Below are 24,416 nucleotides of genomic sequence, written 5' to 3'. Positions count from 1 at the left end.
CCGCTCAGGCGGGGGCCTTCTCCGGCTCGCCGTCGAGCGGCACGCTCGGGACCTGGCCGGTGGTGAGGTCGACCGGCGGGGTGAGCATCGATGCCGCGGAGTGCTCGGCGGAGTACGCGAGGAAGCCCAGGTGCGCCTCGTACCGGTCCAGGACGTCGTCGATGACCTGCTGACGGGTCACGCCCATGAGGTCGTAGCCCTCCGATCCGGTCTGGGTGAACACCTCGAGGCGGTAGTAGACGTCCTCCTCCTGGTTCACCCGCCCGCCGAACATCGGCACGGGCGCCGCGACCGCTGCGACCTGGTAGTGGAAGCTGCGGTACTCGTCCATGCTGACCACGAGGGTGTGGGTCGGGATGCCCGTCCCGTCCCCCGCGGCGGTGACGAGGCTCGCCTCATAGCCCTGCTGGGTGAGCTCGAGGGCGACGTCCCGCAGCGCCGGCTCCACCGTGCGCTCCATGAACAGCGCCACGGACTTCTTCGAGGGATAGGACCGGAGCCCGGCCAGGCGCTGGCGCCAGCTGCGCTCGGGCACCGCGCCGCCGGTCGCAGCCGTGGACCTGCTCCGCAGCACGCGCCCCTCCCGCTCGGCGCGCTCCATCCGGAGGGCCTTCGAGAAGGACGCCATCACGAGATAGGCGATGACCGTCACCGGCAGCGCGAAGATCAGGGTGGCGTACTCCATCGTGGTCACCCCGCCGGCCATGAGCATGGCCACGGTGAGCACGGCAGTGAGCACCGCCCAGAAGATGCGCAGCCACTTCGCCCCGTCCTGGCCCGGGTCCGGGATCGACGACGAGAAGTTGGACATCACCATGGCGCCGGAGTTCGCGCTCGTGAGGTAGAACAGCAGGCCGGACAGCGTCGCGAGGCCGATGAGGAAGGGCGCTCCGGGGAACTTCTCCAGGAGGGCGTACCAGCCCTGCTCGGGGCTCTCCATCGCCAGGGTCGCGAAGTCCATGTTGCCGTGCATCACCTCGTACAGTGCGCTGTTGCCGAAGATCGCCACGATGAGCAGGTCGCACAGCACGGGCGCGGTGATGGCCGCGATGACGAACTCGCGCAGCGTCCGGCCGCGGGAGATGCGGGCCAGGAACAGGCCCACGAACGGGCCCCACGCGAGCCAGAACGCCCAGAAGAAGAGCGTCCAGACCGCCATCCAGGAGGAACCGCCCTCCTCGTAGGCGAAGGTCTGCAGCGTGCGCCCCGGGAGCGTGGCGACGAAGCGGCCGATGTTCTCCACGGTCGCGTTGAGCACGAACGAGGTCTGCCCGGTCACGAGGATGTACAGCAGGAGCGCACCGGCGCTCCAGAGGTTGAGCTCGGAGATGAGGCGGATCCCCTTGTCCACGCCCGAGGTGCAGGCGGCGATCGTCATGACGACAGCCACCACCACGAGGGCGATCTGCAGGCCGAGGCCCTGCTCAAGCCCGAACAGCGTCGCGAAGCCGACGTTGAGCAGCACCACGCCGATGCCCATCGACGTCGCGACCCCGAAGACCGTCCCGACAAGCGCGAAGATGTCGATCGTGTCGCCGATGGCTCCCCGCACCCTCTTGCCCAGCAGGGGGTAGAGGGCGGCTCGGATGGACAGGGGCATGCCCCACCGGTACGCAAAGTAGCCCATGGCCATGCCCAGCAGCGCGTACATGGCCCAGCCGGCCACCCCGTAGTGGAACATCGTCCAGACGACCGCATCCTGGGCGGCCTCAGGGGTCTGGCCGGAGCCCGAGGGCGGCGCGATGTACTGGGTGATCGGGCCCGTGACGGAGTAGAAGAGCATGTCGATGCCGACTCCGGCCGCGAAGAGCATCGCCACCCAGGTGAACAGGCGGTACTGCGGACGCGAATGGTCCGGGCCGAGCCGGACGCTGCCCTCCTTGGACAGCGCGACCCACACCACGAACAGGATCACGAGCGTCACGGTCAGCACGTAGAACCATCCGAGGTTCGTCGCGATCCACTCGACGACCGCATGCATCGTCGAGGCGGCGTGCCCCGGCATCGCCATGGCCCACACCGAGAAGGCAAGGATGATGGCAGAGGAGATGACGAACACCCTCCAGCGGACCCTGGGTCCCCGACTCTCCCCGAACTCCTCCGGCCCTCGTCCCAGCTCGGCGCTGGAGACTGGAGGCCGGCCCTCGCCCCCGCCGGTCCGGCGACGCTCGGTTCCCCCGAGCCGGCTGCGTTCGATCGCCGCCCTCGGCGACGGGGTGTCGAATCCCTGGACATCCGCTGTTTCTGCCACTCATCCTCCTGTTCTCTGGCCGTCGCATCGTCAGGAGTCCGGGCTGTCCGGCGGTCCGACGGAGCGCTGCCAACCTTCCAATGGTACTACCTTCAACCTTTCTGGTATCCCGGGAAGCACGACGGCGGCGCCTCACCCGCGTGGGTGAGGCGCCGCCGTCGTCCGCGGTGGTGGCCGTTACTTCTTCTTCGAGCGCCTCTCGCGCACGCGCATCCCGATCTCGATCGGGGTGCCCTCGAAGCCGAACGTCTCGCGCAGCCGGCGCGTGATGAAGCGGCGGTAGCCCGGGTCCAGGAACCCGGTGGTGAACAGGACGAACTTGGGCGGGCGGCTCTGCGCCTGGGTCCCGAACAGGATGCGCGGCTGCTTGCCGCCGCGCACTGGATGGGGATGTGCGGCCACGAGCTCGCCCAGGAACGCATTGAGCCGACCGGTCGGGATGCGGGTGTCCCATCCCTCGAGCGCCTTCTCGAGCGCCGGCACGAGGCGGTCCCGGTGCCAGCCCGTCTTCGCCGAGATGTTCACGCGCGGAGCCCATTCGACGTGGGCGAGGTCCTTCTCGATCTCACGCTCGAGCCAGCGGCGCCGCTCGTCGTCCATGAGGTCCCACTTGTTGAATGCGATCACGAGCGCGCGCCCCGACTCGATCGCGAGGTTGAGGATGCGCACGTCCTGCTCCGCGAGCACCTCGTCCGCGGCGAGGAGCACGACGGCGACCTCCGCCTTCTCGAGCGCGGCCTGCGTCCGCAGGGACGCGTAGTACTCCGCGCCCTGGGACATGTGCTGGCGGCGGCGGATGCCCGCCGTGTCGACGAAGCGCCACGTCTTGCCGCCGAGCTCGATGTACTCGTCGATCGGGTCGCGCGTGGTCCCGGCCATCTCGTTCACGACCGCACGCTCGGAGCCGGCGAGCTTGTTCAGGAGCGAGGACTTGCCCACGTTGGGACGGCCGATGAGGGCCACGCGGCGCGGGCCGCCCGAGCGTTCGACCCCGGCGACGGCCGAGAACTCCGGCAGCACCTTCAGTGCGGCGTCGAGGAGGTCGGCGACGCCGCGGCCGTGCAGCGCCGAGACGGGCCACGGCTGGCCGAAGCCGAGGCCCCACAGGACCGAGGCGTCGGCTTCCTGGGCGAAGTCGTCGACCTTGTTGGCCACGAGCAGGACCGGCTTCTTGGACTTGCGCAGCATGCGCATGACCGCCTCGTCGGTTGCGGTGGCCCCCACGGTGGAGTCGACCACGAACATCACGGCGTCGGCGAGGCCGACGGCGATCTCGGCCTGCTCGGCCACCATGGCGTGGATGCCCTTGGCGTCGCGCTCCCAGCCGCCGGTGTCGACGAGGGTGAACTTCCGTCCGTTCCACTCTGCCGGGTAGGACACGCGGTCCCGGGTGACGCCGGGGACGTCCTCGACGACCGCCTCGCGGCGGCCGATGATGCGGTTCACGAGCGTGGACTTGCCCACGTTCGGGCGGCCGATGATCGCGAGGACGGGGTCCATGCGCGTGGGCGCGTCGGGGTCCCACTCCTCGCCGAGGCCCGCTAGGAGGCGCGCGTCCTCGTCGTCCAGCTCGTAGTCGTCCAGCCCGGCCCGGAGCGTCGCAGCACGCTGCTCCGCCTCGGAGTCGTCCATCGCGGCGAGGTGCTCGGCGACCTCGTCGGTGCCCTCGGGCACGAACTCGTCGTCCTGGGCAGATGAGGATCCGGTTTCCACGGATTCGGTCATGTGAGTCTCCTTGACATCTTTGGGGGCCGGCTCAGGCGCCGGCCGGGCGGCCGCCGACGGCCGCGTGCACGACGCCGAGCACGGCGTCGACGGTCTGGTCGAAGTCCAGGTCGGACGAGTCGACGGTGAAGACGCCGTCTGCCGCCTGGGTGAAGCTTGCGACGGTCGAATCCTTCGCGTCGCGGGCCACGACCTGCTCGCGCAGCTGTTCGGCCGTCTGCGTCCCGCCGAGCTGGGCGCCGCGGCGGCGCATGCGCGCCTCCTCGGAGGCGGTCAGCAGGAGCCGCACCTCGGCGTCGCGCGCCACGACGGTGGTGATGTCCCGGCCTTCGACCACCATGCGGCGGCCGTGCGCGGCGATGAGGGCGCGCTGGCGGCGGATGAGCTCGTCGCGGACGCCGAGATTCGTGGCGACGGCACTCACGGCGGAGGAGATCCGTGGCTCGCGGATCGCCGCGGTCACGTCGTGGCCGCGCACGACGACGCGCTCGGCGTCGGCGCTCGTGCTCAGCTCGAGGTCGAGTGCCCGCGCGGCGGCCTCGACGAGGGCGCCGTCGGCGAGGTCGAGGCCCCGCTCGAGGCAGTCCCAGGCCACGGCCCGGTACATCGCCCCCGTGTCGAGGTACGCGAGCCGCAGCCGGCGCGCCACCTCCTTGGAGATGCTCGACTTCCCCGAGCCCGAGGGCCCGTCGATCGCGACGACGAGGGGACGGCCCACGCGCAGCGGCAGGCTCGAATGCGCCGGACGGCCGCCGGGGCCCGGGGTGTACCGCACGGACGTCCCCTCGGACGTGCTCGCCGAGCTCAGCGACCCACCCTGCTGCGCATCCTGCCGCGCGCTCATTGCAGTACCCGCCATCCGCGCTCCTCCAGTTCCGTTACCAGTGCATCGTGCTTGCTCGGGAGCACGGAGATCTCCACCATGCCCACATTCCGTCCCGACGAGTGGTCGAGGCGGAGGTCTTCGAGGTTCACCCCGATCTCGCCGATCTCCGTCAGGAGCCTGGCGATCTGGCCCGGGCGGTCGTCCACGAGCACCGTGAGCCAGGCGAAGGCCTGCGGCGGCCCGCCGTGCTTGCCTGGGATCCGCGCCTGCCCGGCATTGCCCTCAGTCATGAGCTGCGCGAGGTCGAGCCGCGCACCCGGCGCCGCCGGGGCCTCCAGAGTGCGGATGAGCCGCTCGACGTCCTCGCGGACGCCGTAGAGGTGCTCGACGATCTTCGGCGCATTCGCCCCGAGGATCTGCACCCAGAGGCCCGGGTCGCTCGCGGCGATCCTCGTGGTGTCGCGGAGCCCGTTGCCCGCGAGGGCGAGCAGGCGCAGGTCCGTGCCCTGCAGCCGCGAGGCGAGCAGCGAGGACATGACCTGCGGGAGGTGGCTCACGAGGGCCACCGCCTCGTCATGCTCCTCGGGGCCGAACTCGACCACCATGGCGCCGAGATCCGCGCCGAGCGCCTTGGCCGCGCGGACGGCGTCGGGCGCCGCCTCTCCCCCGGGGCACACGACCCAGGGCATCGACGTGAACAGCTCGCCGCGGGCGGCAACCGGCCCGGACTTCTCCCGCCCGGCCATGGGGTGCGTGCCCACGTAGCGGGACAGGTCCACCCCGCGCCCGCGGAGGTCGGCGAGGATCGCGCCCTTGACGCTCGCGATGTCCACGACGACGGCGCGCGGCCACCGCTGGAGGGAACGCGCGACGACGTCGGCGGTCACGTCGGGCGGCGCGGCGACGACGACGACCTCGGGCTGCGCGCCGGGGTCTGCTTCCAGCTCCGCGACCGGCCGTCCGGCTCCGATGTCGACCGCGACGGCCTGGTTGGTCGGCGAGGGGTCCTCGAGGAACACCGGGACGCCGCGGTGCTCGAGGCCGAGCCCGATGCTCGTTCCGAGGAGGCCCGTGCCGATCACGACGACGGGCCCGTGAAGGTGGGTGACAGCCATTCTCTCGTCCCGCGTCAGAGCCCGACCGCCGCCATGAGGTGGCCGATCTCCTGCTTGCCGAGGCGGCGGACGGTGCCCTGCTTCTGGTCTCCGAGGCCGATCGGGCCGATCTTGGCGCGCACGAGGCGCTGGACGGGGAACCCGACGGCGTCGAACATGCGGCGCACGATCCGGTTCTTGCCGGAATGGAGCACGACCTCGCACAGCACGAAGCCCGGGGTCGAGTCGACGAGCCGGAACGAGTCGACCTTCGCGAGGCCGTCCTCGAGCTCGACGCCGCGGCGCAGCTGGGCGCCGACGCCCTGCGGCATCGGGCCGCGCACCTGCACGACATAGGTCTTGGGCACCTCGTAGGACGGGTGCGTCAGCCGGTTCGCGAGCTCGCCGTCGTTGGTCAGGAGCAGCAGGCCCTCGGTGTTGGTGTCGAGCCGCCCGACGTGGAAGAGCCGCTCCGGCGAGCCCGGGCGGAGGTAGTCCGAGATGCACGGCCGGCCCTCGGGGTCGTCCATCGTGGACACGACCCCGCGCGGCTTGTTGAACGCCATGTAGACGAGGTGCTCGTTGGTCTGGACCCGCACACCGTCCACGTGGATGACATCGGTCTCAGGGTTGACCCGCGAACCGAGCTCGGTGACGATCTGCCCGTTGACCTCGACGCGGCCCTCGGCGATGAGCTCCTCGCAGACGCGGCGCGACGCGACGCCGGCGTTGGCCATGACCTTCTGCAGGCGCACGCCGTCCTCGCTCATCTCGGCCCGCGACCGCGGCGTGTGCTGGGGCAGCGGGGTGGGCGACTTGCGGCCCCCGGCGGAGTGCCGCTGCGGCTTGTCCCCGCGGACGGGGCCGAGGTTCTTCCCGAAGCGCTCCCCCGCGAACGGCGCCGCCCCGGATCCCTTGGCCTGGGGGCGATCGCCCCGCTTGCGCGCGGGCGACTTGGGGGCGCCCTTCGCACCTCCGCGCGCGGCGCCGCCGCGCGACCCGGCGCCCGATGAACCGTTCCTGCGAGGGTTTCCTCCGTTGGGTGAACCCTGGCGTCCCGCCTGTGTCATGACCAATGCCTTTGCAGTATGAAGCGCCCGGAAATCCGGGGTTGCCGGAGGGACGCGTTGGTAGGTGAGGGCGAATGCCCGCAGTCAAGGATACCGGATGGCCCGCTCGGCGCCCCGGCGGCACGCGGTCAGGGGTACGCGCCGTCGATCGAGCCGAGCTCGTCGAGCCCCGGGAGATGCGGGGAGATCTGGGGCAGCTCGGCCACGGAGCCGATCCCGAGCCGCTCGAGGAAGTAGGAGGTCGTGGAGTACAGGATGGCCCCCGACTCGGCGTCCGTGCCGGCCTCCTCGACGAGTCCGCGGGTCACGAGCGTCTTGACCACCGAGTCGACGTTGACGCCTCGGATCGCGGCGACCCGCGAGCGCGCCACAGGCTGGCGGTACGCGATGACGGCGAGCGTCTCGAGCGCAGCCTGCGTGAGCCGCGCGGTCTGCCCCTCGATGACGTAGCGGGACACGGCCTCCGCGAAGTCGGGCCGCGAGTAGAAGCGCCATCCCCCTGCCACGGACCGCAGTTCGAAGCCCCGTCCCTGGCGGTCGTACTCCCCCGCGAGGCGGGAGAGGTGCGCCTCGACCTCCGGCTGCGGCACGTCGAGCACGCTCGCGAGCTCGGCCGCGCTCACCGGCTCGTCGACCACCATGAGCACCGCCTCGAGCGCGGCTCCGATCCTGCCCTCATCCGTCATGGCCGTCCTCCCAGGTCTCGTCGGTCTCGGACATGCCGCCCGGTACGGCGGGGACGGCGGCGCCGTCGTACTCCTCGCCCATCCGCTCCGAGGTCCAGCCGTCGGCGGCGGTCCACCGCACGCTCAGCTCCGCCAGCGGGGCGGCCTGCTCGAACGCCACCGCACGGTCGCGGAAGAGCTCCAGGAGCGCGAGGAAGCGCACGACGACGACCAGCCGGCTCGCGGCGTCCGCCGTGAGGGCCCGGAAGCTCAGGGGGCCGGCAGCCTGCAGGCGCAGCCCGATGAGCTCGGCCTGCTCGCGCACGCTCACGGGAGGAGCGTGGAGGTGCTCCACGCCGACCTCGCTCGGGGGCTCCTCCTTGGGCGCGAACGCCTTCGCGGCAATGGCCGCGAACTGCTCGGGGGTGTGCTGCCACACGAGCTCGGGCAGGAGCGCGGCGAAGGACGGCTCGAGGGTCACGGTGCGGGGGTAGCGACGGCCCTCCTCCTCGAGGGTCGAGGCGAAGACCGCTGCGATCTCCTTGAAGGCCCTGTACTGCAGGAGGCGCGCGAACAGGAGGTCCCGGGCCTCGAGCCGGGCCACGTCCTCCTCGTCCTCGACCTCCCCGGCGGGAAGCAGGCGGGCGGCCTTGAGATCGAGGAGGGTCGCGGCGATGACGAGGAACTCGCTTGCCTCGTCCAGGGCCCAGTCCTCGCCGCGCTCCTGGAGCGCCCGGATGTACGCGATGAAGTCGTCCGTGACGGTCGCCAGGGCCACCTCGGTGATGTCGAGGCGGTGCTTCGCGATGAGCCCGAGGAGCAGGTCGAAGGGGCCGGTGAAGTTCTCGAGGCGGACCTCGAAGCCGCCGCGGTTCCCGGACGGCTGGTCGCCGGGAAGCTCGGGCGAGAGGTCCGCGGATGCCGGCCGCGCGGCGTCGTGCGCCGTCCCCGCCTCCTGGCTAGGGGGCGCCACCGCGGGCCACGAGCTCGCGGGCCAGCCGGCGGTACGCCTCGGCGCCCGGGTGGTTGGACGCGTAGCGGGTGATGGGCTCGGCGGCGACGGTCGCGTCGGCGAACTTGATGGTGCGCTTGATGACCGTGTCGAAGACCTTGTCGCCGAAGGCCTCGACGAGCCGGGCGAGGACCTCCCGGGAGTGGAGCGTGCGGGCGTCGTACATCGTGGCCAGGACGCCGTCCACGGTGAGGCGCGGGTTCAGGCGGTCCTGGACCTTCTCGATCGTCTCAACGAGCAGGGCCACCGCGCGCAGGGCGAAGAACTCGCAGATGAGCGGGATCACGACGCCGTGCGCGGCCGTGAGCGCGTTGACCGTCAGGAGGCCCAGGGACGGCTGGCAGTCGATGAGGATGACGTCGTACTCTTCCTCGACACGCCGCAGCGCGCCAGCGAGGACCTGTTCGCGCGCGACCTCGGTCACGAGCTGGACTTCGGCCGCCGAGAGGTCGATGTTCGCCGGGAGGAGGTCGACGTTCTCGACCTCGGTGTGCCGGATCGCCGAGTGGACGTCGACATGGCGGTCCATCATGACGTTGTAGACGGTCGTCTCGAGCTCGTGGGGGTTGATCCCGAAGCCGGCCGAGGCCGCACCCTGCGGGTCGAAGTCGACGATCAGGACCTTGCGGCCGTACTCCGCGAGCGCGGCGGCGAGGTTGATGGCCGAGGTGGTCTTGCCGACGCCGCCCTTCTGGTTGACCATCGCGATGATGCGGGCCGGGCCGTGGGAGGACAGCGGCGCGGGCTCGGGGAACTCGCGCAGGGGCCGCCCCGTGGGGCCGAGCTCGGTCCCGGCGATGTCTGCGGAAATGCCGTCCAGAGTCGCGGCGCTCTGCTCTGTGCTCACGTAACCATCCACACTTTCGATTCGCTTGCTGGGCTGGCTTGCCTGCGGCGTCCTTGAGTCCTCAGCCTACACAGCGGCAACACGCATCCCGGGGACCTTGACAAATGCCCGTCCGGCGCGCCTCACCTTCAACTGGAACTTCAAGGTTTCCCCTCCGGACACGGCTGAGGGCCACCTCCGGCGGGTCGATGCCAGGCAAAGACCCACGGGAGGTGACCCTCAGGAGGTGACCCTCAGATGGGGCGCGTCAGGCGCGGGCGGGCTCGCCCGGTGTGCCGACGACGTCCTCGCTCTCGGGCTCGCCGCCGTGGCCGTGGCCGGCGAGCATGGTCGTCTCGTCGAACGGCCGCCGGCCCGAGAGGACCTCGCCCACACGGTCCGTGTCGATCTCCCGCGTCCACGTGCCCATCAGGACGGTGGCGACGGCGTTGCCCGTGAAGTTGGTCAGCGCGCGGGCCTCGGACATGAAGCGGTCGATGCCGACGATGAACGAGACGCCGCCCACGAGCTGGGGCGCATGCGCCTGGAGGCCGCCGGCCAGAGTCGCGAGGCCCGCGCCGGAGACGCCGGCCGCGCCCTTGGAGGCGATGATCATGAACACGAGGAGCCCGATCTGCTCGCCCAGGGCAAGAGGCTGGCCCATGGCCGTGGCGATGAACAGGGATGCCATCGTCAGGTAGATCGCGGTTCCGTCGAGGTTGAACGAGTAGCCCGTCGGAACCGTCACGCCGACGACCGGCTTGGAGACGCCCAGGTGCTCCATCTTGGCGATGAGGCGCGGCAGGGCGGCCTCGGAGGAGGACGTCGAGACGATGATGAGGTACTCGCGGCCCAGGTACTTCATGAGCTTGAAGATGTTCACGCCCGAGACGACCTTCAGGATCGTGCCGAGGATGAAGACGATGAACAGGATGCACGTGATGTAGAAGGCGACCATCAGCGTCAGCAGGCTCAGGACGGCCTTCCAGCCGGTGGCGCCGACCACGGCGGCGATGGCACCGAAGGCGCCGATCGGGGCCAGCCACATGATCATGATGAGGATGCGGAACACGAGCACCTGCGCCTGGCGGATGAACTCGAGCAGCAGCGCGCCGGTCTTGCCCATGCGCTGGAGTGCGAAGCCGACGAGGAGCGCCACGAACAGCGTCTGGAGGATCTCGCCTGAGGTCAGGGAGGACACGAGCGTCTTGGGGATGATTCCCAGCAGGAAGTTGGTGGTGTCCGCGGACTCGGTAGCCTTGTACGTGGCGTCCTTGAGGTTCAGGCCCTCGCCGGGGTGGATGAAGTTGCCCACCACGAGGCCGATCGCGAGCGCGAAGGTGCTCATGACCATGAAGTACAGGAGGGCGAGCCCGCCGACCTTGCCGACGGTGGCGGCCTTCGCGATCGAGCCGATGCCCAGCACGATCGTGCAGAAGATGACCGGGGCGATCATCATCTTGATGAGGGCCACGAATCCGTCGCCGAGCGGCTTGAGGTCCGCGGCGAACCCGTCCTTGCCGGGGAAGAGGAGGCCGACGACGACGCCGAGCACGACGGCGACGATGACGGCGATGTAGAGGACGTGCGTGCGGTCGGCAGGCTTCTTGGCGGGCGCCCGCTCGGGTGCCGTTGGCGACGTTGCCACGGGATGCTCCTTGATACTTTGGCTGGGGCCCGGTGTGGGCCTGTTCACCCCCTACTCTTTCGCCCGCTGTGACAGACCTCACCGTTGCGGTCATATTGGTCACAGGAAACGCGCGACATCGAAAGGACCAGCATGAGGAGGATGAGCCTCGCGAGCAGGCTCCTCGCGATCCTGGTCCTCGCTGTCGTCGCGCTGACCGCGTTCATCGGGACGGCCATGTACGTCGACGCCCGAGACCAGACCCATCAGAACGCCGGGCGGCGGACGCTCTCGACGGCGGAGGCCATCGCCGACAGCCCGTTCGTCATCGACGCCGCGCGGAACGCGGCGACGAGGGACCCCTCCCCCGTCCTGCAGCCCTACGCCGAGCAGGTCATCCAGGACGCGGACCTGGACTTCGTCACGATCATGGCCCCGGACCGGACCCGCTGGACCCACGCGAATCCCGAGCAGATCGGCGGGAAGTACCTCGGGAGCGTCGACGAGGCGCTCGCGGGGCACGCTCTCACGGAGACGTACACCGGGACCCTGGGGCCCTCGGTCCGGTCGATCGTCCCGATCGTCGACGCGGGCAAGGTCGTCGGCATGGTCGCGGCCGGCGTCCGCGTGAGCGCGCTCGAGGTGGCCGCCGCGGGCCGGCTCCCGGCGCTCCTGGCGATCGCCGCCGTCGTGCTCGCCCTCGGGTCGCTCGGCTCGCTCGGCCTCGGCCGGTACCTGTCCCGCGTCACGCGCGGCTACGGCCCGGAGGAGCTGGGCCAGCTGTTCGCGTACTACGAGTCGGTGCTGCACTCGGTCCGGGAGGGCGTGGTGCTCGTGGACCGGCGGGGCAGGGTGGTGATCCGCAACGACCAGGCCTCGCGCCTCCTGGGCCTGCCCGAGCACGACGACGGCGCGGAGCCGGCCGGGCTGGACGGCCTCGGGCTGCCCGAGAGCCTGCGCGAGCTGCTCGCCAGCGGCCGCAGCGCCCACGACGAGATCCACCTGACGTCGGACCGCGTGCTCGTGGTCAACCAGGAACCGGCGACCATCCGCGAGGGACGGCGCCCCAAGGTGATCGGCGCGGTCGCGACCCTCCGGGACCGGACCGAGATCGCCGCGCTCGGCAGCGAGCTCGAGACGCTGCGCACGCTCTCCGACGCCCTGCGCAGCCAGGCCCACGAACACGGGAACCGGCTCCACACCATCGTCTCCCTGCTCGAGCTCGGCCGCACCGCGGAGGCGCTCTCGTTCGCCACCGAGGACCTGAAGCTGAGCCAGTCCCTGGCCGACGAGCTCGTGGTCTCCCTCGATGAGCCCGTCCTCGCCGCGCTCGTCATGGGCAAGGCCGCCCAGGCCAACGAGCGCGGCGTGCGCCTCGACGCCGACGCGTCCGCGACGCTGGCCGGATCCGGCATGGCGCCGCAGGACCTCGTGACCATCGTCGGCAACCTCGTCGACAACGCGATCGACGCCGCGGCCGCCGGCGACCCGCCGCGCTGGGTGTCGCTCGGGATCGCGGAGGAGGGCGACGACGTCGTGATCGAGGTGGCGGACAGCGGAACGGGCGTGCCGGCGGAGGAGGCCGACCGGATCCTCCAGTACGGGTACTCGACCAAGCCGCACAAGGGCCCGGGCCGGGGACTGGGCCTCGCGCTCGTCAAGCGCTCCGTCGAGCGGCTCGGCGGATCCCTGGCCCTGACGCCCGGCAAGGGTGCCGTCTTCACCGTCGTCCTGCCACGGAAGGAGCACGTGCCGTGACCCAGGCAGCAGAGGCAACCCGCGCCATCCGGGTGCTCGTCGTCGAGGACGAGCCGATCGCAGCGGACGCCCACGCGGCCTATGTCGGGCGGGTGCCGGGCTTCGTCCACGCGGGCACGGCGCACGACGGCGCGTCGGCCCTCCGCCTCGCGGGCCAGCTCGCCGCGGCGGGGACACCGGTGGACCTCGTCCTGCTCGACATGAACCTCCCCGACCTCCATGGCCTCGACGTGGGCCGGCGCCTGCGGGCGGCGGGGCATCCCGTGGACATCATCGCGATCACCGCCGTCCGCGAGCTGCCTGTCGTGCGGCGCGCGATCTCGGTGGGGGTCGTGCACTACCTCATCAAGCCGTTCACGTTCGCCGCGTTCGCCGAGCGCCTGGAGCACTACCGGGCGTACCGCCAGGCGCTGGCCGGACACGCCGGCCCGACCTCGCAGGCCGCCGTGGACGAGGCGCTCGCCGCGCTGCGCGCGCCGGTGTCGAAGCCGCTGCCGAAGGGCCTCTCGGCGCACACCCTCGAGGCCGTGCGGGACTACCTGCGCATGCGCGGCGACGCCGTCTCCGCGTCTGAGCTGACGGAGGCCGTCGGCATCTCCCGCGTGACGGCACGCCGCTACCTCGAGCACCTGGCCGACGTCGGCGAGCTGACGCGCTCCGCCCGGTACGGCACCCCCGGGCGGCCGGAGAACGAGTACCGCTGGGCGGGGTAGGGGCGGTCCGCGGAGCCCGTCGGCGCCGCACACGCGGCGCGCCGCAGACAGGGCCCTTGGCTCCTGTCGCTCGACGCTGGACGGGCCTACCGTTGAATCAGGGAGCCGCCCGCGCGGCTTCCCGGCGACGGAAAGGAGCAGCGATGAGCAGCGAGAGCCCCGAACTGGTCGAGCCCAACGGCGCGGCCACCGCGACAGCCGAGGCCCGCGAGGCACCGGAGCCCGTGCTTCCCGACATCGACTCCCTGCCCGACGGTTCGGGCAATGACCGCGACGGCGACGAGACCGACGACGAGCGGTTCGACGCGGGCTGACGCAGCGACGTGCACAGTGCCGGGCCAGGACGGGTCCCGGCGGCAACGAGGAGAAGAGGAGCCATGACCCACAGCCTCGACTATGGCGACACCGAAGACGACGACCTCACCGAGCCCTTGGACGGCAGGGACAGCCAGGCCCCCGAGGGGTCGAGCGACAACCCCGAGACGATGGATGAGATCGACCCCCTGCATGACCCGCACCGGCTGATCGAGCTCGACGTCGAGGAGGAGAACCCGGACATCGAGCTCGGTCTCGACTAGACGGCGTCCCGGCTGGTATCCGGGCACGCGTGTGCCACTGGCCGGACCCCTTTCTGCTCCTGTAGGGTTGAGCTGTAGTCGTTGTGTTTCACGTTGTGTCTGCACGGCGCCCATCCTCCGCCGGAGGCCGGGGCCGTGCTTGCTTGGCGGTTTCTGGACACCGCTGCGAGCAGCCCCGAAGGCCGAGGCTGCACCCGTCCCGAGGAGGACGCATGGCAACTGGCACCGTCAAGTGGTTCAACAGTGAAAAGGGCTTCGGGTTCATCGCGCCTGATGACAACGGCGCGGACATCTTCGTGCACTTCTCCGCGATCGAGTCCAAGGGCTACCGCGAGCTCCAGGAAGGCCAGAAGGTCGAGTTCGAGGCCCAGCAGGGCCCGAAGGGCCTCCAGGCCGCCAAGGTCCGCCCGCTCTGATCTGCGTCTGACCAATCGGTTGACGCATCGCGGTCTCCCGGAGGGCCGGCAGCTTCCCGCTGCCGGCCCTCCGGCGTCTGCGCAGGTGGTCGGTCTAGTGCTCGCGGCGGGCGCCGGCCGCAGGATGGGGTGCCCCAAGGCATTGGTGGCGGACGACGGCGGCCCCTGGCTCGCGCGGGCGGCCCTGCTTCCGCTGTCGGCAGGCTGTTCGCGCGTGCTGGCCGTGCTCGGCGCTGCAGCTGAGGAGGCACGCCAGCTCCTGCCAGCCGATCCGAGGATCGTCCCCGTCGTCGCGCCCGCTTGGGCCTCCGGCATGGCGGCTTCGCTCCGTGCCGGCATCGAGGCCGCGGCAGCGCTCGGCCCGCGTCCGGATGCAGTGCTCGTGACCCTCGTCGACCTGCCCTCGCTGCAGGAGGAGGCGTTCAGGAAGGTTCTCGCCGGCCCCGTCGGTCCGGGCTCGCTCCGCCGCGCGGAGTACGGCGGCCGCCCAGGGCACCCCGTGCTCATCGGGCGGGACCACTGGGCCCGGCTCCTCGCCGAGCTCGCCGGCGACCGGGGCGCCGGCCCCTACCTCGCCGCGCACGGCGCCGAAGCGGTGGACTGCACGGGCCTCGGCGGGGACCTCGACATCGACCTGCCGGGTCCCCAGACCTCGCCCGGCTAGGAGATGAACTTCAAGGCACCCCACCCCGTGGCGAGCTGCGTGCGCCCGTTCACGTCGATGCCGCCCGTGCCGGTGCCCGGGTAGAGCCAGAGGACACCGCTGCCGTCTCGGGCGATGATGTCGGCCTTGCCATCGCCCGTGAGGTCGCCGGGAGCAGCGATTGCCGTCATTGACCCCCACCCGGTGGCGATCTGGGAGCGGCTGAGCCAGCCGTTGGCCCCGTCGCCCGGGTAGAGCCACAGGACGCCATTGGTGTCCCGGGCGATGACGTCGTTCTTGCCGTCGCCGTTGAAGTCGCGGCCGCTGACGATCGCGTTCATGACGTTCCAGCCCCAGCCAACCTGGACGCGTGACTTCCAGCCGCCGATGCCGTTGCCCGGGTAGAGCCACAGGGCGCCGCCGCTGTCCCGTGCCAGGACGTCGCTGTTGCCGTCGCCGTCGAAGTCGCCGGGCGAGAGGACCGCTGTCATGACGTTCCACCCCCAGCCGACCTGGACCCGGGTGCCGAAGCCGCCCGAACCGTTGCCGGGATAGAGGAAGAGGGCGCCGTCGCTGGTCCTGCGGGCCAGGACGTCGTTCTTGCCGTCGCCGTTGAAGTCGCCCGGCGTCACCGTGGCGTTCATCCCGCTCCAGCCGGTGGCGACCTGCACGCCCGCCGCGATGCCGCCGGCACCGTCGCCCTTGTAGAGCTTGAGGAGGTCGCCGTCCGCCGCGAGGACGTCCGCGTAGCCGTCGCCGGTGTAGTCATGCCAGGAGGGTGTGACCGGCTTGGGCTGGAGCGTGTAGGTCTGGCTCTGGACGGTTGACGTGTTCCCCGCCAAGTCCTTCCCGAAGTAGGAGAGCGTGAACGTCTGAGTCAGCGTCAGCGGACCCGAGTAGACGGCGCTGGCCTCAGTCGGTGTCGAGCCGTTGGTCGTGTAGTAGATCGTCGTGTCCGCCTCGTTCGAGGAGAGCGTGATCTGCTGCCCCGAGGGATACGTCCCCGTGAGCGGGCTCGCCGTGATGGTCGGCGGGGTCGTGTCGGCGGCGATGGTGTAGGCCTGAGCGCCGATCGCGGAGGTGTTCCCCGCGGTGTCCGTGCCGAAGTACTTCAGGGTCATCGGAGCGTTGAGGGTGATGATCGTCGTCCCCGGCGTGTAGACGGGGCTGGACGACGTGGGGTCCGACCCGTCGGTCGTGTACCGGATGGTCGCCGGTTCGTCCGCGGCGAGCTTGATCTCGGTCCCGACGGGGTAGGCGCCTGCGGCCGGGGTCGCAGTCACTGTCGGCGGCGTCTTGTCGTCAGCCAGCGAGTAGGTCTGGGTCGCGACCTGCGAGGTGTTACCCGCCGCGTCGACGCCGAAGTACTTCAGCGTCCCTGCGCCCATCGTGATCGGCGCGCTGTAGGCAGGGCTCGACGCGGTCGGCGTGCTGCCATCGGTCGTGTAGCGGATCGTGGAGGGCTCGTTCGAGCTCAGCGTCACGGTCTGCGCCGACGGGTAGGTGCCTCCGGGCGGCGTCGCCGTGATCACTGGTGCCGTGGTGTCGGCGCCCTTGAACACCTCGAACTCGGCCAGGCCGGCCGCCGTCGTCGTCGGGCTCACCCCGGTGACGGTGAACTTCACCGAGGTCACGGTGCGGCCAGGGAACGTCACGGTCGTGCCGGCGCCGTTGTTGTAGAGCGCGCCGACCGGCACCGACGTGCCGTCGGAGAAGTCGAGCACACCCGACGTGACCTGCTGGTCAGCGAGCGGACGGTCGAACAGGTTCACCATCGAGATGGCGGTGGGCGAGCCGAAGGTGTACTGGATCCAGGCGCCGGTCTTCTCGCCGTTGGAGACCCATTCCTTCCCGGAAGCCTGGGGGGCGCCCCACGCGTAGCCGTCGCGGGCGCGGTCCGGGCTCTGGGTGCTGGACGCCTGGGAGGACGCCTGGACGGTGGTCCCGGAGTCCTTGGCGGCGTTCTTGGTCCACTGGATGGCAGTGGGGTACTCGCGCTTGAGCCACTCGTTGTACGGCGAGTCCGGGCACCCCTCCCCCGGCGAGTTGCAGACGTTGTGGTCGTAGTCCGCGAACGTCACGAACGCGTCCACCTTCTTGGTCAGCTCGGGGTCGAACACGTTCTGCGCGTACTCGTCGATCACGTACGCGTCGTAGCCCGTGAGGGTGTGCGGCGCAGAGTAGGACGCGCTGGCCTGCTGCGCGAACTTCGCCGTGGCCCAGTGGTCGCTGTGGTCGTAGGGATTGGTGTAGGAGCCGGTCCAGTCCTGGGTGCGCAGCGTCGTCGGCTTGAAGGACTGCATGGTCTGCAGCAGGATGCTGGCCAGCTGCGCCTTCGTGTACGCCGCGCGGCCGTCGACGGGTGTGACGGAGCTGAGCGTGCCGTTCCAGAGCTTGAGGATGCTCTGGTAGTTGTAGGTGTCGCTGCCCGAGCCGTCGGGGAAGCCGTCCGGGATGCGGAGGAACATCACCTGGATGTTGGAGCCGCTCAGCTGCGACCGCGCGATGTCCCGGTTGGCGATGCCGTCATCGATGTCGACCCACGAGTTCGCCTTGCCGGCCATCTGCGCATACGTCGCCTGGATGCCGGCCTCGAGGCTCTGCCAGTAGGAGGCGCCTTCGCCCGCCTCCCCTGCCGTGGTGAAGACCGTGAGGGAACAGCGGTCCACTTCGAGGTCCCGCATGAAGTCAGGGCTCAGGAAGAGCAGGTCGTCGTCGGTATGGGCCACGATGTTCATGTCCCCGTTGGCGCACGCGGTGGCGCTCCGCGCCGGTGCTGGCGCCTGGAGCCCCACGAGAGCAGCGGCGCCCAGGACGGCGGCGAGGACGGCCGCCGCCATCCTGCGGACAGAGCCGCCCCTCGGGGAGGGCTGGAACCGTGTCCTCCGGTCCGGGTGCGAAGGCGTCTGAGTGTCCACGGTCAACCCCAATCACTGATGAACGCGCCCGCAGCAGCGCGGGCTCCCGGAGGATCCGCCCCCTGCGGCGAGTCCGAGATCGGTATGTGAGACCCGTTGCCGCTCCCTGACAACGCCACATCCACGGATCAGAGTACGCGCGGGTGCCATGCGCGGGAAGTGATCAAAGTCCCCAGAATCACAGGCAGAGTGCTCAACTCCACAGCCCGGTCACAGCCTCTGCGCCCCAGTCATTTGCGATCATGGTTGGGTCATGATGATTGGACCCGACAGCGCAGGGAGGAGTGCTCAGATGGCCCCTCCGCCCAGATTCCCCTTCGCACGCGCGGCGTTCGCGTTGACGGCGGTGGCCCTGACCGGGGCAGTCTGCGCCACAGCCGGGCTCTGGCGGGCGCCGGCCCCCGCCGCAGTATCACCCCGTGCCGACGCATTCCACGTGGTCGTCGTCGGGGACTCCCTGAGCACCGGCTACGGCACCTCTCCTGACCTCGCGTGGCCCACGCTGCTCTCCGCCGAGGAGATGGGGCGGGTCGACGTCGTGAACTCCTCCGAGAACGGCGACGGCTTCCTTGCCGTGGGCGACGACAACGGGACCTTCGTCTCCCACGTCGCCGAGGCTGCCCGGCCGGATGCCCAGATGGTCGTCTTCTTCGGCTCGGAGAACGACATGGGCGCCGACGACTCCGAACTCGGCGCCGCCGTCGACGAGGCCCTGCAGACCGCTCGGACGTCTTCCCCGAAGGCGCGGCTCGTCGTCGTGGGCCCGCCGTCGTATACCGCAGACCCCGAACCTGAGCGGGTCGCGGTGCACGACACGCTCGAGGCCGCGGCCGCGCGCGAGGGCGCGGACTTTGTGGACCCGATTGCGCAGGAGTGGTTTGTCGGGCTGGACGGCCTCGTGGGTCCGGACGGTGTCCACCCGAGCGTGGCCGGGCAGTACTACCTGCGCGACGAGATGGCCCGCGCCCTCGGGCTCTGAGGGCGATCCTCCACGGCTCCTCAGGCGAGGAGCTTCCCCCAGCGCGCGTCCAAGAGCGGGGCCCCGGCGATGTCGAGGCACCGCCACAGCGTGACGGCGACCGAGTCCAGCACGGGGACGCCCGTCCGCGACTCGAGCTCCGCGACGACCGGGGCCCCGTAGAGGTTGGTGCAGAGGTACACCAGCGCGTCCGGGCGTTCGGCGGTGAGCTCGAGAGAGCCGGGGACGAGCTCCTCCGCGGCGACTCTGGCGAACGACTCGTTGTCGCTCAGGCCCAGCGCCCGATGACCGCTGGTCCGCACGCCCGCCTCGGCGTACCGGGCGATCACCTGCTCGTTCACGTCGGCAGTGTACGGCGTGAAGAGACCGATGGTCCCGATGCCGAACGCTGCGAAGGCGTCGAGGTAGGCGAGCGTGGAGGTTGTGGCCGGGATTCCGGTGGCGGCCGTGATCTCCGCGGCGATCTCCCTGTCGTGCCCGACGCCGAGCCATGACCCCGAGGTGCCGTTCCAGGCGATGACGTCGACGTCCGCCGTAGCGAGGAGCTCTGCGGCGGCGCGCATGGCCCCGACGTCGAACTGCCTGTCGGATCCGGAATCGAGCGCAATCCGGGTCACCGGGATGCGCGTGGAATGGATCGTGACGTCCTCGCGGTCCCCGAGGAGGCGGTGGCTCATCGGTTCGAGGCAGGTGTTGGACGAAGGCACGATCATCCCGATGCGGGTGGGGCGGGCGGTCTGGGGCATCTCAGTTCCCTCTCTGGTCAGCGATGGAGGGGACGCGCACGCCCGTGCCGGACGCGTCCCGGAATTCCGCGTAGCCGCGCCGCTCCACGAACCGGCCCACGGGGCCTGGGTCGTGGAAGCCGTCCTCATCGAGGACCACTCGGCCGCCCGCGACGACGGTCTGGGGCCACCCGCGCAGCACACGCCCGTGGAACGGGGAGAAGTCGGTGCCCATGTGGAGGGCGGCGCTGTCCACCGTCCGCGCCTCGGCAGGATCGAAGACGACGAGGTCCGCGTCGTAGCCGGGAGCGATGGTTCCCTTTCCGGGGATCGCGTTGATCCGCGCGGGCGAGGCCGCGAAGAGGTCGACGAACCGTTCGAGCAGCCGCGCGCCGTCGTGCGCCTCCCGGTCCGCCCACGCGTCGGCGAGGGCCGTGAAGGCCACCGGCATGCGGGTCTCGACGCCGGGCAGGCCGTGGGGCATCTGGCGGACGTCGTCCGCCCGCTCGCGCTTCTGCGTGAGGTCGTAGCACGAGTGGTCGCTCGAGACGGTGTGGACGGAGCCATCGGCGAAGCGCCGGCGGACCGCCGCGACGGTCTCAGGGGAGCGCATCGGCGGGCAGCAGGCGTACCAGTGCGGGAACTGGGACGAGTAGACGCCGTCGTCGAGGACGAGGTAGTGGGGGCAGGTCTCGGAATGCGCGTCCAGACCCCGAGCGCGGGCCTCTGCCACGAGGTCGATCGCCCCGGGCGTGGACTGGTGCACGAAGTAGACGGGGGCCCCCGTGTACTGGGCCAGGGCGAGGACCTCCCGGACGGACGCCTCCTCGGCGAGCTCCGGGCGGGTCTCGTGCAGGTGCGCGATCCCGATCCGGCCTGCCGAGGCGTGCTCCTGGGTGCAGTCGACGATCATGGCGTCGTGCTCGGCGTGGATGTAGGTGAGGCCGTCGAGCCGCACCATCTCGCGCATGACCCGCAGCACCGTGTCGTCGTCCGCCATCGTGGATCCCCGGTTGGTCATGTACATCTTGACGGACCGGATTCCCAGGGCGGCGAGCTCCTCGAGCTGGGCGGGGACGGTCTCGTCCCACTCGACGACGGCCCCATGGAGGGCCACGTCGCAGCGGGACTCCGCCGCGAGGGCCAGCTTGTGCCTCGCCGCCTCCAGAGGGGTCTCGGAGGAGTCCCTCGGGATGCCGAAGTCGAGGATGGTCGTGGTCCCTCCCCACAGCGCTGCTGCGGAGGCGATGGCGAAATCGTCCAGGGTGCGCCAGCCCCCCGTGGTCTGCGCCACGTGGCAGTGGGCGTCGATCCCTCCCGGGATGACGGCGCGCCCTGCTGCGTCGATGGTGCGCTCGGCGGCGGGGACTGGCTCGGCGGCGTCGACGACGGCGGTGACCCGCCCGCCGTCGACCGCGACATGGGCGAGCCGGCGTGAATCCGCGTTGACCACGAGGCCGTTGGCGATGACGAGGTCTGCGATCCCGGCCATCACTGCACGCTCCCCGCGCCCTGGGGCGTGCGGCCGGCGGCGAGCTGGGCCGCGTCGAGCGCGGCGTCGAGCGCCGGCGAGAGGCCGCTGCGCCGCTTCAGCGGCGGGGCAGCGAACGAGCCCGCGCGGTGGGGGCCTGAGGCGAGCCCTACCACGGCCTCGGCGAGCCGGATGCCGGCGCCGATGCCGTCCACGACGGGAACGGGGATCTCGTCGGCGACCTCGCGCGCCAGGCCCGCGAGCGGCGCACCGGCGAGGATCACGACGTCGGCGCCGTCTTCGGCCACGGCCAGCCGCGCGAGTTCGACGAGCGTCGGGCGGAAGTCCTCCTGGACGCTGCCGATGCCCCGCAGCGCCTCCGTGATCGAGCGGATCGACGCCAGCCGGGAGCCGAAGCCGAACCGCTCGACGCAGTCGCGGTACCAGGCGGTGATGCGGTCCGAGATCGCGATGATCGAGAACCGGTGCCCTTGGAGCGCGGCGGCGCAGAGGGCTGCCTCGGTGATCCCGAGCACCGGGACGTCGGCGAGTTCTTTGAGGGCGGGCATGCCCGGATCGCCGAAGGCCGCGACCACGACGCCGTCGACCTGGCCGGCGTGCTCGGCGATGAGCTCGGCCACGGCGCCGGCGGCGATCAGCGATTCGAGGCGGGTCTCGATGTACTCGACACCGTGGCCCGCGGTGCGGACGACGAGTTCGGTGGCGGGGGCTGCGGACCGCTCCGCCTCCGAGCGGATCAGCGCGGTCACGTCCTCGCTGATGTTGGGGTTGATGACCAGAAGTCTCATGTACGGGTTCCTTGAGGGGAACGGCCGGCGCTCTCGCGGAGGCCGTGTCGGGATAGTCAGACGGTGTCCGGGTACTGCGCCCGGTACTTGCCGATGTGCCGTGCGGACTGGGCCGCGGCGGCGTCGGGATCGCCGCTGGCAATCGCGGCGAGGAGGTCGCGGTGCTCCTGGATGAGCTCAGGCAGGTCCGTCACGTGCCGGAAGAGCCAGTGCATGCGCCCTTGGAGGGGCTCGAGCGCAGTCCGGAGGAACTCGTTGTCCGCGATCGCCGTGACCTCGTCGTGGAAGTCGTTGTTGAACCGGTGTGCCTCATGGACGCTCCCGCGACGCAGGGCGTCCGACGCCTGGGCCAGCAGAGCCTCCAGTCGGGACACGTCCTCGGGCGTGGCGCGCTGTGACGCGAGCCGGCACGCGAGGACCTCGAGGGACGCCCGGACGTCGAAGAGGTCCTCGACCTCCTTCTCGCTGAGCCCTGCCACCACCGAGCCCCGCGTGGCGCGGGGAGCGAGCAGGCCCTCCTGCTGCAGCATGCGCAGGGCCTCGCGCACGGGGAGCCTCGAGACGTTGAACTCTCCGGCGAGGTCCCGCTCGATGAGGCGGGTCCCGGGGGCGTAGTACCCCTCGAAGATCCGCGAGCGCAGCGTGTCGCGGATGACCTCCCGCAGCGGGCGGTCCCGGCCGGGCTCCTCGACTGGCTGTGCCATGATCGCTCCTCAGGTGAGTGCGGGCCTCGGCCCGCCGTGACGGTTCGTGCTGTGGTCCATTCGACCACGGGGGCGGTGCCCGGCCGGCGGCAGCCCGCCGGCCGGGCACCGCCGGATCAGACGGGGAGTCGCTTGCTGTAGTCGAGCGCGAGCACCGAGACCCCCATGATGATCGCCGAGCCGACGAAGTAGAGGAGGGCCCAGGTGTAGCCCCCGGTGGCGCCGACGATGAAGCCCACGGCAATCGGGGTGACGAAGCCGGCGATGTTGCCGCTGAGGTTCATCGCCCCGCCGAGGACGCCTGCGTTCGTGCGTCCGCCCAGCGTCGCGGGCACGGCCCAGAACAGGCCCACCCACCGCAGGAAGAAGAGGACCACGGAGAGGAGCACGACCGCGGCGATCGGATCCGAGACGACCGTGACCCCGACGAGTCCGCCGGCCACGATCACGCTCGAGATGCCCAGAAGCGTGCGCATCACGAGGTTCGCCCCCAGCCCGCGGGCACGGAGCCTGTCTGCGAGCGTGCCGCCGAGGATCTCTCCGACGAACCCGGCGCCGAAGATCACGAAGGTGGACCACCCGATGGTCTTCAGATCGAACCCCTTCGCCTGGGACAGGTAGAGCGGGCCCCAGGTGAGCAGGCCGTAGAAGACGCCGTTGAATCCGAGCCAGCCGAGGCACATCGCCCAGAACGAGCGGAACTTCAGGTAGGGCAGGAGCGCGCGACGGCCCTCGCCGTTGACACCGGCGGCCTCGTCCTCCGCCCGGTGCGAGGCCTCGATGTACTCGGCCTCCGCCTCGTTGACCGCCTTGTGGGCCCGGGGATTGTCCCGGATGTACCACCAGGTGAGCGCGCCGAGCAGGACAGTCGCGATGCCGGCGATGACGAATGCCGCGCGCCAGCCGCCGGCGGCGCTGATGAGCCAGGTGATGATGACGGCTCCCACGCCGGCGCCGAGAGGGGCACCCGCGTCGAGGATCGTGGCGCCGCGGCCCCGCTCCTTGGAGTGCATCCACAGGGCGTTGAGCTTCCCGCCCGCCGGCATGATGCCGGCCTCGGTGACGCCGATGCCCATGCGGGCGATGAACATGCTCAGGAATCCGCCGGCCATGCCGGACGCAGCAGTCGCCGCGCCCCAGCCGACGCAGGAGACCGTGATGACCTTGCGCGGGCCGAAGCGGTCGATGAGCCAGCCGACGGGGACCTGCATCAGCGCATAGGTCCAGAAGAAGGCTGAGAGCAGGAGCCCGACCAGTTCGGGCGAGAGGTCGAACTCCTTCTGGATGACCGGCAGCGCGACGGAGATCGATCCTCGGTCCACGTAGTTCACGGTGACCAGGACCAGGAGCAGGATGAACAGCTTCCAGCGCACACTGGTGCGCTTGGGCGCGGGCTGCCCGCCATCTTTGGCGAGCGGCCGCGGGGCGGTGGCTTCTTCTCGAAGGGACACACGTCCTCCTTCACAGCGGTGGGAAGTGCGGCAGCCGAACAGGCGGATGCCGCGCCCGGGTGGGCGGTGCGCAACGTGTGGGAGAGCTCTCTCTTGGGATTCCGATTTGGGATCCCAAGAGAGAGCTTACGCAGTGTCCCAGACCACAGTCAAGG

Annotated in this window: 22 protein-coding genes; 7 read left to right on the top strand and 15 right to left on the bottom strand. The window is 70.8% G+C overall.

The window, feature by feature from the left end:
• Positions 1-4 precede the first annotated feature (4 nt).
• The 9 genes from betT to ACQ5BE_RS00180 form a co-directional block, all read right to left on the bottom strand.
• Complete coding sequence (betT, locus tag ACQ5BE_RS00220) at positions 5-2,251, bottom strand: choline BCCT transporter BetT (protein WP_430294981.1); 2,247 nt, start codon at positions 2,249-2,251, stop codon at positions 5-7.
• Positions 2,252-2,428: 177 nt separating this feature from the next.
• Positions 2,429-3,976, bottom strand: a complete 1,548-nt coding sequence (gene der / locus ACQ5BE_RS00215; protein ID WP_430294980.1) for a ribosome biogenesis GTPase Der — start codon at positions 3,974-3,976, stop codon at positions 2,429-2,431.
• Between the two features lie 31 nt (positions 3,977-4,007).
• A complete protein-coding gene (gene cmk / locus ACQ5BE_RS00210; protein WP_430294979.1) occupies positions 4,008-4,835 on the bottom strand; it encodes a (d)CMP kinase in 828 nt (275 codons plus the stop codon).
• The gene (locus ACQ5BE_RS00205; RefSeq protein WP_430294978.1) at positions 4,817-5,917 is read right to left on the bottom strand and encodes a prephenate dehydrogenase; all 1,101 of its coding nucleotides are present in this window, start codon (positions 5,915-5,917) and stop codon (positions 4,817-4,819) included. The genes cmk and ACQ5BE_RS00205 overlap by 19 nt, the downstream gene beginning before the upstream one ends.
• A gap of 14 nt (positions 5,918-5,931) precedes the next feature.
• On the bottom strand, positions 5,932-6,966 hold the full coding sequence (locus ACQ5BE_RS00200) for a pseudouridine synthase (RefSeq protein WP_430294977.1): 1,035 nt from the start codon (positions 6,964-6,966) through the stop codon (positions 5,932-5,934).
• 128 nt (positions 6,967-7,094) lie between these two features.
• On the bottom strand, positions 7,095-7,652 hold the full coding sequence (gene scpB, locus ACQ5BE_RS00195; RefSeq protein ID WP_430294975.1) for an SMC-Scp complex subunit ScpB: 558 nt from the start codon (positions 7,650-7,652) through the stop codon (positions 7,095-7,097).
• Positions 7,642-8,454 carry a segregation and condensation protein A gene (locus tag ACQ5BE_RS00190; RefSeq protein WP_430295727.1) on the bottom strand — a complete coding sequence of 271 codons (813 nt, stop codon included), beginning with the start codon at positions 8,452-8,454 and terminating at the stop codon, positions 7,642-7,644. Before ACQ5BE_RS00190 ends, scpB begins: the two co-directional genes overlap by 11 nt.
• A 136-nt stretch (positions 8,455-8,590) precedes the next feature.
• Positions 8,591-9,490, bottom strand: a complete 900-nt coding sequence (locus ACQ5BE_RS00185; RefSeq protein WP_430294974.1) for a ParA family protein — start codon at positions 9,488-9,490, stop codon at positions 8,591-8,593.
• Between the two features lie 247 nt (positions 9,491-9,737).
• On the bottom strand, positions 9,738-11,117 hold the full coding sequence (locus ACQ5BE_RS00180; protein ID WP_430294973.1) for a cation:dicarboxylate symporter family transporter: 1,380 nt from the start codon (positions 11,115-11,117) through the stop codon (positions 9,738-9,740).
• Between the two features lie 132 nt (positions 11,118-11,249).
• Here ACQ5BE_RS00180 and ACQ5BE_RS00175 point away from each other — a divergent pair, with 132 nt between their 5' ends.
• The 6 genes from ACQ5BE_RS00175 (at position 11,250) to ACQ5BE_RS00150 (ending at position 15,225) form a co-directional block, all read left to right on the top strand.
• Positions 11,250-12,854 (top strand): sensor histidine kinase, encoded by a 1,605-nt coding sequence (locus tag ACQ5BE_RS00175; protein WP_430294972.1) that lies wholly within the window; start codon positions 11,250-11,252, stop codon positions 12,852-12,854.
• The gene (locus ACQ5BE_RS00170; RefSeq protein WP_430294971.1) at positions 12,851-13,567 is read left to right on the top strand and encodes a response regulator; all 717 of its coding nucleotides are present in this window, start codon (positions 12,851-12,853) and stop codon (positions 13,565-13,567) included. The genes ACQ5BE_RS00175 and ACQ5BE_RS00170 overlap by 4 nt, the downstream gene beginning before the upstream one ends.
• Before the next feature lie 143 nt (positions 13,568-13,710).
• Complete coding sequence (locus ACQ5BE_RS00165) at positions 13,711-13,881, top strand: hypothetical protein (RefSeq protein ID WP_208712302.1); 171 nt, start codon at positions 13,711-13,713, stop codon at positions 13,879-13,881.
• A gap of 63 nt (positions 13,882-13,944) precedes the next feature.
• Positions 13,945-14,145, top strand: coding sequence for a hypothetical protein (locus tag ACQ5BE_RS00160; protein WP_413250641.1), 201 nt, complete (start codon positions 13,945-13,947; stop codon positions 14,143-14,145).
• 212 nt (positions 14,146-14,357) lie between these two features.
• Entirely contained in the window at positions 14,358-14,561 is a 204-nt protein-coding gene (locus ACQ5BE_RS00155; RefSeq protein ID WP_208712300.1) for a cold-shock protein, read from the top strand.
• 85 nt (positions 14,562-14,646) lie between these two features.
• The gene (locus ACQ5BE_RS00150; RefSeq protein ID WP_430294970.1) at positions 14,647-15,225 is read left to right on the top strand and encodes a nucleotidyltransferase family protein; all 579 of its coding nucleotides are present in this window, start codon (positions 14,647-14,649) and stop codon (positions 15,223-15,225) included.
• Here the strand turns inward: ACQ5BE_RS00150 and ACQ5BE_RS00145 are convergent.
• Positions 15,222-18,122 carry a chitobiase/beta-hexosaminidase C-terminal domain-containing protein gene (locus ACQ5BE_RS00145; RefSeq protein ID WP_430294969.1) on the bottom strand — a complete coding sequence of 967 codons (2,901 nt, stop codon included), beginning with the start codon at positions 18,120-18,122 and terminating at the stop codon, positions 15,222-15,224. The genes ACQ5BE_RS00150 and ACQ5BE_RS00145 overlap by 4 nt on opposite strands.
• A 292-nt stretch (positions 18,123-18,414) precedes the next feature.
• Here ACQ5BE_RS00145 and ACQ5BE_RS00140 point away from each other — a divergent pair, with 292 nt between their 5' ends.
• Positions 18,415-19,101 carry an SGNH/GDSL hydrolase family protein gene (locus tag ACQ5BE_RS00140; RefSeq protein ID WP_430294967.1) on the top strand — a complete coding sequence of 229 codons (687 nt, stop codon included), beginning with the start codon at positions 18,415-18,417 and terminating at the stop codon, positions 19,099-19,101.
• Between the two features lie 20 nt (positions 19,102-19,121).
• Here ACQ5BE_RS00140 and ACQ5BE_RS00135 read toward each other — a convergent pair whose 3' ends face one another.
• From ACQ5BE_RS00135 to ACQ5BE_RS00115, 5 genes are all read right to left on the bottom strand, one after another.
• Positions 19,122-19,847, bottom strand: coding sequence for a maleate cis-trans isomerase family protein (locus ACQ5BE_RS00135; RefSeq protein ID WP_430294965.1), 726 nt, complete (start codon positions 19,845-19,847; stop codon positions 19,122-19,124).
• A 1-nt stretch (position 19,848) separates the two neighbouring features.
• Positions 19,849-21,318, bottom strand: coding sequence for an amidohydrolase family protein (locus ACQ5BE_RS00130; protein ID WP_430294964.1), 1,470 nt, complete (start codon positions 21,316-21,318; stop codon positions 19,849-19,851).
• The gene (locus ACQ5BE_RS00125) at positions 21,318-22,106 is read right to left on the bottom strand and encodes an aspartate/glutamate racemase family protein (protein WP_430294963.1); all 789 of its coding nucleotides are present in this window, start codon (positions 22,104-22,106) and stop codon (positions 21,318-21,320) included. Before ACQ5BE_RS00125 ends, ACQ5BE_RS00130 begins: the two co-directional genes overlap by 1 nt.
• Positions 22,107-22,162: 56 nt before the next feature.
• Positions 22,163-22,810 carry a GntR family transcriptional regulator gene (locus tag ACQ5BE_RS00120; RefSeq protein WP_430294962.1) on the bottom strand — a complete coding sequence of 216 codons (648 nt, stop codon included), beginning with the start codon at positions 22,808-22,810 and terminating at the stop codon, positions 22,163-22,165.
• A 116-nt stretch (positions 22,811-22,926) separates the two neighbouring features.
• Positions 22,927-24,261 (bottom strand): MFS transporter, encoded by a 1,335-nt coding sequence (locus ACQ5BE_RS00115; protein ID WP_430294961.1) that lies wholly within the window; start codon positions 24,259-24,261, stop codon positions 22,927-22,929.
• Between the last annotated feature and the right edge of the window lie 155 nt (positions 24,262-24,416).

Origin of the sequence: Sinomonas sp. B1-1 (genome assembly GCF_050474465.1) — a bacterium.
GTDB classification, from domain to species: domain Bacteria; phylum Actinomycetota; class Actinomycetes; order Actinomycetales; family Micrococcaceae; genus Sinomonas; species Sinomonas flava.
The sequence above is the reverse complement of the archived record's forward strand: the minus strand, read 5'-3'. Positions and strand labels throughout refer to the sequence as shown.

Coding starts and splice junctions, on each gene's coding strand:
- ACQ5BE_RS00200 (WP_430294977.1), bottom strand. CDS start 6,966: ATGACACAGGCGGGACGCCAGGGTTCACCCAACGGAGGAAACCCTCGC.
- cmk (WP_430294979.1), bottom strand. CDS start 4,835: ATGGCGGGTACTGCAATGAGCGCGCGGCAGGATGCGCAGCAGGGTGGG.
- ACQ5BE_RS00165 (WP_208712302.1), top strand. CDS start 13,711: ATGAGCAGCGAGAGCCCCGAACTGGTCGAGCCCAACGGCGCGGCCACC.
- ACQ5BE_RS00120 (WP_430294962.1), bottom strand. CDS start 22,810: ATGGCACAGCCAGTCGAGGAGCCCGGCCGGGACCGCCCGCTGCGGGAG.
- ACQ5BE_RS00135 (WP_430294965.1), bottom strand. CDS start 19,847: ATGCCCCAGACCGCCCGCCCCACCCGCATCGGGATGATCGTGCCTTCG.
- scpB (WP_430294975.1), bottom strand. CDS start 7,652: ATGACGGATGAGGGCAGGATCGGAGCCGCGCTCGAGGCGGTGCTCATG.
- ACQ5BE_RS00205 (WP_430294978.1), bottom strand. CDS start 5,917: ATGGCTGTCACCCACCTTCACGGGCCCGTCGTCGTGATCGGCACGGGC.
- ACQ5BE_RS00160 (WP_413250641.1), top strand. CDS start 13,945: ATGACCCACAGCCTCGACTATGGCGACACCGAAGACGACGACCTCACC.
- der (WP_430294980.1), bottom strand. CDS start 3,976: ATGACCGAATCCGTGGAAACCGGATCCTCATCTGCCCAGGACGACGAG.
- ACQ5BE_RS00130 (WP_430294964.1), bottom strand. CDS start 21,318: ATGGCCGGGATCGCAGACCTCGTCATCGCCAACGGCCTCGTGGTCAAC.
- ACQ5BE_RS00175 (WP_430294972.1), top strand. CDS start 11,250: ATGAGGAGGATGAGCCTCGCGAGCAGGCTCCTCGCGATCCTGGTCCTC.
- ACQ5BE_RS00140 (WP_430294967.1), top strand. CDS start 18,415: ATGGCCCCTCCGCCCAGATTCCCCTTCGCACGCGCGGCGTTCGCGTTG.
- ACQ5BE_RS00155 (WP_208712300.1), top strand. CDS start 14,358: ATGGCAACTGGCACCGTCAAGTGGTTCAACAGTGAAAAGGGCTTCGGG.
- ACQ5BE_RS00125 (WP_430294963.1), bottom strand. CDS start 22,106: ATGAGACTTCTGGTCATCAACCCCAACATCAGCGAGGACGTGACCGCG.